The 4,811-nt window shown below is 46.3% G+C and carries 6 protein-coding genes; 1 reads left to right on the forward strand and 5 read right to left on the reverse strand.

The genetic code is table 11. The features are described 5' to 3' along the window. Positions 1–71: 71 nt before the first annotated feature. From HRU42_RS20585 to HRU42_RS20605, 5 genes are all read right to left on the reverse strand, one after another. Positions 72–731: a phosphatase PAP2 family protein gene (locus HRU42_RS20585; RefSeq protein WP_295033900.1), complete on the reverse strand. Its 660-nt coding sequence runs from the start codon at positions 729–731 to the stop codon at positions 72–74. A gap of 123 nt (positions 732–854) precedes the next feature. Then, positions 855–962, reverse strand: a complete 108-nt coding sequence (locus HRU42_RS20590) for a MetS family NSS transporter small subunit (protein WP_295033902.1) — start codon at positions 960–962, stop codon at positions 855–857. Beyond that, positions 959–2,449, reverse strand: a complete 1,491-nt coding sequence (locus HRU42_RS20595) for a sodium-dependent transporter (RefSeq protein WP_295033903.1) — start codon at positions 2,447–2,449, stop codon at positions 959–961. The genes HRU42_RS20590 and HRU42_RS20595 overlap by 4 nt, the downstream gene beginning before the upstream one ends. A 125-nt stretch (positions 2,450–2,574) precedes the next feature. Next, the gene (locus tag HRU42_RS20600) at positions 2,575–3,525 is read right to left on the reverse strand and encodes a ketopantoate reductase family protein (RefSeq protein WP_295033905.1); all 951 of its coding nucleotides are present in this window, start codon (positions 3,523–3,525) and stop codon (positions 2,575–2,577) included. Positions 3,526–3,580: 55 nt separating this feature from the next. After that, a complete protein-coding gene (locus HRU42_RS20605) occupies positions 3,581–3,946 on the reverse strand; it encodes a VanZ family protein (protein ID WP_295033907.1) in 366 nt (121 codons plus the stop codon). Positions 3,947–4,138: 192 nt separating this feature from the next. On the opposite strand from HRU42_RS20605, the gene HRU42_RS20610 reads away from it, so the two are divergent. After that, a complete protein-coding gene (locus HRU42_RS20610; RefSeq protein WP_295033908.1) occupies positions 4,139–4,624 on the forward strand; it encodes a YajQ family cyclic di-GMP-binding protein in 486 nt (161 codons plus the stop codon). Positions 4,625–4,811: the final 187 nt, after the last annotated feature.

The raw sequence follows: 4,811 nt of genomic DNA on the forward strand, positions 1-4,811 counted from the left end.
ATAAAAGATATGTTGGCACTGATACTCATCGCCTTGGCTGCCGTCTTAGTGATGTGGGGCTAATGAGTACATCATTCCTTATTGGGCTTGTTTATGCTGTTGGCTTTGTTACTCGCTAGGATAACCAGATGAGCGATAAGCGTACCCAGTGTGGCTCCGGCAAGTAAGTCACCAAGAAAATGATAATTTTGTCCAAGTTGGCCTATGAACACACCTAGCATACAGGCTAACCAAACGGGTCGAAGGCGGGGGAAGTGATACCAAAATACTGTGGCTAGAGAAAAAGTAAATAGCGCATGGCCAGATGGGAATGAGTTGTAGGCAACACCCTGAGCAAAGGGATGAAATGCCTCAACGCCATCGTTGATCCATGATGGGTTACCATCGGCCCAGGTCTCAGGCCAGGTACGACCGAAAGCCATCTTGCTGGAAACTCTCACTAAACTGGCTAATATAATCGACGCGATGAGATTTATGATGAGCGAGCTAAAATGTTCGCGGTAGCGCTTAATGAAGACGCCCGCAATAAAAACTGCCGCGATTATCTCCAATAGAAGTGGGACCTGGCTTAGCAACTTAAGGAGTGTGCCTGAATAGCCATGGGCGTGCATGGCATCCGCAATGGGACGATCGCAGAAGTTAATACTGACAATAATCAAGGCCAGCATAAAGCCGTATCCCAGTATTGCAGCCAGTACTCGATTGGATTTACGTAAGCAGGTATGTTTCATTGTCTTAGCCCAGCACAGAGCTATTCTAGGAGGTGATCTGCCAATCTACCTCTTTGTGTACCCAATTGCATCAAGACTTTGCTTAAGGGCTAACAGATTGACGTATTGACGTCTGAATAGCGGTTAACCTTGGGATTTCTTCTTTTTCATTGCTATGCCTATGCAAATGGCGGCCCCGCCCCAAGTAATACATAACGCTAAGGTCATCATGATAATGGCGCCTGTGGTCATAACGTGTCCTCCTTGTCAGACGAGAGTAGATTGATGGTTAATGAGATAATCAGCATGGCTGCGATTAGCCCCCAGCCCAGTATGAGTTGATCTTCGATGGGGTAGCCGCCATAGCCTTGGGTGATGGTATTGATGAGGTTTTTCACTATGATGATGGCGAGCATGGCAGGGCTGATAAATCGTAAGCACAGGTCGAACCATCTGCCCACAGTAAACTCAGATAATCGATTGGCATAATCTCTAATGTCGGCAATTTTAAACAACCAGGCAAGTATGATGAGTTCGACAAAACAGCTAAACAGCAGGGCAACATTATTGATGAAGTAATCAACAAGGTCGAGCAGCAGTAAGCCGCCATTGGTTGCAAAAGCCATGGAGGCGATGAAGCCAGTACCGCAGACCAGCAAGCTCGCCTTCTTACGGGCCAGGTTTAGCTTGTCCATCACAGCCGATGTGACGGCTTCTATGATCGATATGTGGGAGCTTAACCCGGCAACCACTAATGCGAGAAAGAAGAGTGGTCCAAATATGTAAGGCACGGGGAGTAAATTGATGGCAGCAGGGATGGTGACAAAGGCGAGTCCCACACCGGAGGACACGACCTCGGTTAGCTCCTTACCTTGCTCCTGTGCCATATAACCCAAGACCGCAAAAATCATGATCCCCGACAGGATGGAGAAACCACAATTAATTAACACTGTCATGAAGGCGTTGTTGCTTATGTCTGATTTCTCAGGCAAGTAGCTAGAATAAGCCAGCATGATGGCAAAGCCGACGCTGAGAGTGAAAAATATCTGTCCGTAGGCGGCGGACCAGACCTTGGCATCGAAAATTTTACTGAAATCTGGTTCAAACAGATAATTTAAGCCCTCCAAGGCTCCGGGGAGCATGATAATGCGTCCAATAAGGGTCAACACCATGATGAAAAGTAACGGCATCATGATCTTACTGGCTCGCTCAATTCCTCCTTTGACCCCAGAGAAAATGGCGAGTGAGGTAATAGACCAGGCAATGGCCATCGGGATCGCGATATGCAACTGAAACTGACCTAAGTTGGTGGGGGAGTTATCGCCTAACTGTAAATACTCTTTGAAGAAGAAGGCATTGGTATCCGCGCCCCAACTCTGGGTGAACGAAAAACCGAGAAATGAGATGGCCCAGCCTATGATGGCAACATAATAGATGGCGATAATAGCGGCGATAAAAACCTGAAACCAACCTAACCACTCTAGTCTTAGTCCATAATTCTGCCCTAGCTTGGCAAAGACCTTAGGGGCGGCGCCTCTTAGCTTATGACCTAGGCTAAACTCCATGATCATGAAGGGGATACCGGCAGATATCATGGCGAACAAGTAAGGGATAAAGAATGCACCACCGCCATTTTCGTAGGCCATATAGGGGAATCGCCAGATATTTCCCAGGCCGATGGCGGAGCCCACGGCGGCGAGAATAAAGCCAACTCGCGAGTTCCACTGCTCTCTTTGCATAAACTAATCCATGGTTTTCAGTCTACCGCACGATGACCTAATAGTAGACTTAAAAATGAATTACTGCCTTTCGATAGTCGTCTTTCACTTGCTCTGTAGGAAAAGTGATTGGTCGACAAATCGGATCAAACCAGATAGTCAGCTTCGATTGCTTTTATTTGCTTTAGCAGTGAAAGGTTGACCTTGGCGGCTAAGCCATGTTCCTTGGCTCTTTCGACTATGTAACCGTTGATGCTGTCTATCTCAGTTCGACGTTTATTCGCTACATCTTGATGCATCGAAGAGAAGTTAGCGCTGGTGAGTTCGATAACACTGTGCACTCGGTTGGTGAGTGCTAACTGGTTCAATTCAACGCCAGTGGCCATAGCGACGTCTACCAGTTCAGTGACTATATCGCAGATCTCTTGCTCGTATTGAGGTGCCGCGAGGGCTCCGTTCGGACAGTCTTCTATTGCTGTAAGCGGGTTTATTGCCGCATTGATAGCCAGTTTCTGCCACAGAAACGGTAAAATGGGTTCGCACCACTCGCTGCTGGGAATGGCGGCCAGTAACGCCTGCTGCAGTGCTAAGGGCATCATGGGGCCTGAGAGGTGGCCTATCTGGGTGATTCCTGTGCCTGTTTGTTTGAGCCGCCAAGTGCCTTGTCTGAATGCGGCCTGAGAGGTCGTTCCTAAACTCAAACCTCTGCCTTGGAGCAAGGGCTCAACCTCAAGGTGTGGGCCTAAGCCATTGTGCAGCAGGAGTATGTGACAGCTGAGCGGAAGCTGTGAGATGACGGGTTTTAATGCATCTTTGACCTGATAGGACTTTACACAGACGATGACTAACTGAGTCTTACCTGGTAGTAAGCACTTACCCCTATGTGTGTCTGAAGACGTTATGCCATGGAGAACAGCCGTGGATTGTGTCTCTTGACCGTCAAACTGGGTCAGGGTGAGCACTTGTTTCCCTTGGGTCTTCCCCCTGGTAATAAAATAGGGGCAGAGTTCGGCCTTTACCAGTTGATGATAAATCAGCTGCCCGATGGCGCCAGCGCCAAGGATGGCTATAGATGCGTTATAAACGGGTAGGGACATGATTAACTCTTTTCTTAACGGTTAGCGATTACCCTAGAATAGCTATTTTTCTAGGTTAAGGAGATCCAACTACTTTAGTGGCACCAAAGTAACGCTGATAACTCCAAAGGCAGAAGTAGAAGAGAAAAACACCTGCCATGTCGGCGATAAAGTCGGCTACTGATGCGCTGCGATAGGGCAATCTGGCTTGAACGAGTTCAATGAAGACGGCATAAATCGACAGCGTCGCTGTAAGCAGATACCACTTGGGCTTAAAAGCCAAATATGTCAGTAATGATAAGCAGAAGAAGCTACCAAGATGGCCGACTTTATCCATATTTGAAAAAAGCTGAGGATAATGCGGCCTAGAAAATACCAGGTAACTGATGATGATCACTGCGATGACCAGGGCAAGCCTAAAAATATGTCGTTTAGATATCAAAATGCATATACGTTTTGTGGTTTTTTTTATCATAAAAAAATGACGGCCCATTGTCACTATTAAACTACCGTTTCTAGAGGTTATTAAGCAGAATTAATATGCTGATGAGAGTCTTCTGTCTGTTTAAATAACTTAATGTAACTGAAATACGGTAAACTAGTGCCACTAAAATATGCTAACAGGATACTCGAAATGCCATCAATGGATATAGTTTCTGAAGTCGACGAAGTCGAACTACGCAACGCGGTCGATAACTCGGTACGTGAACTTAAGACTCGTTTCGATTTTCGCGGCAAAGAAGCGAGCATCGAATATAAAGATCATATCGTGACGCTATCTGCTGAAGATGACTTTCAGTGCCAACAATTGGTCGATATTTTACGCATGCAGATGAGTAAGCGTAACGTGGACCCAGCATCTATGGATGTCGATGACAAAGCTATTCACAGCGGAAAAACCTTCTCATTGAAAGTTAAATTTAAAGAAGGCATCGAAACCTTAATTGCTAAGAAGTTAGTCAAGAAGATAAAGGACAGCAAGCTTAAGGTTCAGTCTTCAATTCAAGGTGATTCGGTTCGTGTCACAGGTAAGAAGCGTGATGACCTGCAGGCTGTGATGGCGCTGGCTCGCGAAGCCGATCTAGGTCAGCCTTTTCAGTTTAATAACTTCCGAGATTAATTTTTTCTTCGAAAAAATTAAGATAAAAGACGCTTAAAGAACCGCACTTTAAGCGTCTTTTTTTATGAAAGTGAAGTGCCAACAGCAACAGCAGCAAAGGCTATGGCTATGGATTAGTGATCGACGTTTCATTTGATGTGGCTGCCTAATCTAGCGCTCGATAGACCAGTAAACCCCGCACCGACTA

The sequence above is a fragment of the Shewanella sp. genome (assembly GCF_013214165.1).
In the GTDB taxonomy this organism is placed as follows: domain Bacteria; phylum Pseudomonadota; class Gammaproteobacteria; order Enterobacterales; family Shewanellaceae; genus Shewanella.

Coding starts and splice junctions, on each gene's coding strand:
- HRU42_RS20610 (WP_295033908.1), top strand. CDS start 4,139: ATGCCATCAATGGATATAGTTTCTGAAGTCGACGAAGTCGAACTACGC.
- HRU42_RS20595 (WP_295033903.1), bottom strand. CDS start 2,449: ATGCAAAGAGAGCAGTGGAACTCGCGAGTTGGCTTTATTCTCGCCGCC.
- HRU42_RS20585 (WP_295033900.1), bottom strand. CDS start 731: ATGAAACATACCTGCTTACGTAAATCCAATCGAGTACTGGCTGCAATA.
- HRU42_RS20600 (WP_295033905.1), bottom strand. CDS start 3,525: ATGTCCCTACCCGTTTATAACGCATCTATAGCCATCCTTGGCGCTGGC.
- HRU42_RS20590 (WP_295033902.1), bottom strand. CDS start 962: ATGACCACAGGCGCCATTATCATGATGACCTTAGCGTTATGTATTACT.